The 2,061-nt window shown below is 46.8% G+C and carries 2 protein-coding genes; both read right to left on the bottom strand.

Features of this window, described 5'->3' with window-relative positions; translation table 11 throughout:
• On the bottom strand, positions 1-1,091 hold a 1,091-nt coding region (locus tag QCH34_RS11380), incomplete at its 3' end, for a DUF373 family protein (protein WP_300334254.1).
• Positions 1,092-1,256: 165 nt separating this feature from the next.
• A partial coding sequence (locus QCH34_RS11375; protein WP_300334252.1) for a phosphoserine phosphatase occupies positions 1,257-2,061 on the bottom strand: 805 nt, incomplete at its 5' end.

The following is a 2,061-nucleotide window of genomic DNA, read 5'->3' as shown; positions in this document are numbered from 1 at the left end:
ATGACCCATTTGCTCGTTGCTGACTGGATATAGATACCAATAAGTGCACAGAGAAGGCCGGCGACTGTGAAGATGATGATTGATTGCACTCCGCTACCCGCGGAGACCGGGAATTCGGGCACATTGCTGATTGAAAGCAGGTAGCTGCTCGCCCCGTAGATTATTGTTCCAATCGCTCCGATAAAAAAGGGGATGATCACAATTCTGCTGAGCATCTCCTGTTCATTGAGGATGCAATCAATGATCTTTCCCGCCAATGCAACAAGCCCTGCGCCCACAAACCACCAGATCGATCCATAAATAAATGCAGCGAAAAAGAGCAGAACTCCGGCATCCTGTGGATAATAAACGAGAAGGCTCGTTAAACCCATGATTACAGCAACAATTGAGATCAAGGCTGCCGTTATGTATGCAACAAAACTGAAACTCCCCTTTTGGAAAGACTGCTGAAGTCCCGAGACGAGATAACTGAAGAATTCATCAATTCCGAATCCTTTGAAGAGGAGATAAATTCCAACAGCTCCGACTACAAAGAAGGTTGCAAGATCCGGTCTTCCCCAGAGGTATGCTGCTGAATAGAGCAGCATTGCAAGGCCGATTGGGACGAGAACAACACGGGCAATCTTTGGATCATCGAGCAGTTTCTTGATGATATAGTAGGTTCCCTCAAGGTTTGGCATCTGTGCAACGATGACCCGTTTAACGCTCTCAACAGGGATCCTTGACTGGACGATCGGGAGGATGAAATCATCCTCAGCGCCATCAGATACAAGGATGCATGCGGTTACCTTCGTTTGATTGATTAATTGTGAGAGCGAATCGGCGATTTTACGATCTCCATCGAGCATGTTCATATGGCTTCCGCCAATGACAGAAACTATCACATCCTCTCCTCGTGCAGTCAGCTCGTCATATGTCTTGACTGCCTGGAATATCGCATTCACATCGGAATCTTCGGGATCGACAAGCCCGAGGCGTTTCGCTGCCTCAAGGCACGCCTCTCTTCCGATAACGGGACTTTCTATCCTCGCTTTATATCCGATATCGTCATCGCGATCGACGCTCAGCACGAGCGTCTTCCTCTTCTCCATTACAGAATACATGAACGTATTAGGATAATAATGTTGTTTTCTCAGAATGATGAATGAAATCTGGTTTTCCAGATTGAAATCGTCAGAAAAGATTTCCTGAAAAATAGCCCTGCCGGAGAAGACCTGCCGGTCCTATTCAGTCATATCGTGCGTTCTGCAAAAAAATTAAATGAGTTTGGATCTCTGGAGGAGAAGAAGATCGTCGGTGGTAAGCTTTTCTCCACTCTTGAATGAGTTGAAGATCTTTTCTGCTTCCATTCTGACTGTTTTATTCTCTTTAACGGTTTTAACCTTCTTGGTTTTTGTCCGCATGCCGCTGATGACCTTGTCGTAGTCACGGAGTTCTTTCTGGCATTCGATGAAAGATTTGTGTTCGGCATCTGCTGCTTCCTGTGCCTCGACAAATGCACGGTGCCTGGCATCTGCCTCTTCACGGGACTTGTCGGCTTTCCTGTAGCACTCCACCATAAGATCGTGATGAGTCTGTGCAAGCTCTGCACTCTCGGTCACCTTGATGTGGAGATCGGATGCCTGTTTCCGGAGGTCACGTGCCTCCTGTAGCTTTGACCGGATCTCTTTATTCTGTTCAAGTTCAGCTTCCTGTTCGCGAACCTGGCTTTTCATCTGTTTGATCTTCTCAACGAGCTCACGTTCCTTGTCAGAACTCATTGCTTCGGTCTGCTGTTTGAACTCGAGAAACTCAATCTGACGCTGGATGTCTTTAACCTGGCCCTTTTTTATATTGCCATGTTCTTTTTTATATTCTTCAAGCTCCTCAAAGAGTACATTTGCCTGTTCATTCAGGACATTTCTCTGATCTTTCAGATCGGAGACATCTTTGTTGCTTGAGTCGCGAAGCTCCTTGTGCTTCTGGGCTTCTTCGACATACTGGCGCGTCTGGTTGTTCAGCTCATTCCGCTCGCGGGCACATTTGCTTGCGAGGGCATTGAGTTCATTTCTTCTGTTCTTG

It is taken from the genome of Methanocalculus sp., assembly GCF_029762515.1.
GTDB lineage: Archaea > Halobacteriota > Methanomicrobia > Methanomicrobiales > Methanocorpusculaceae > Methanocalculus.
This window is presented reverse-complemented; position numbering and strand designations above follow the sequence as displayed.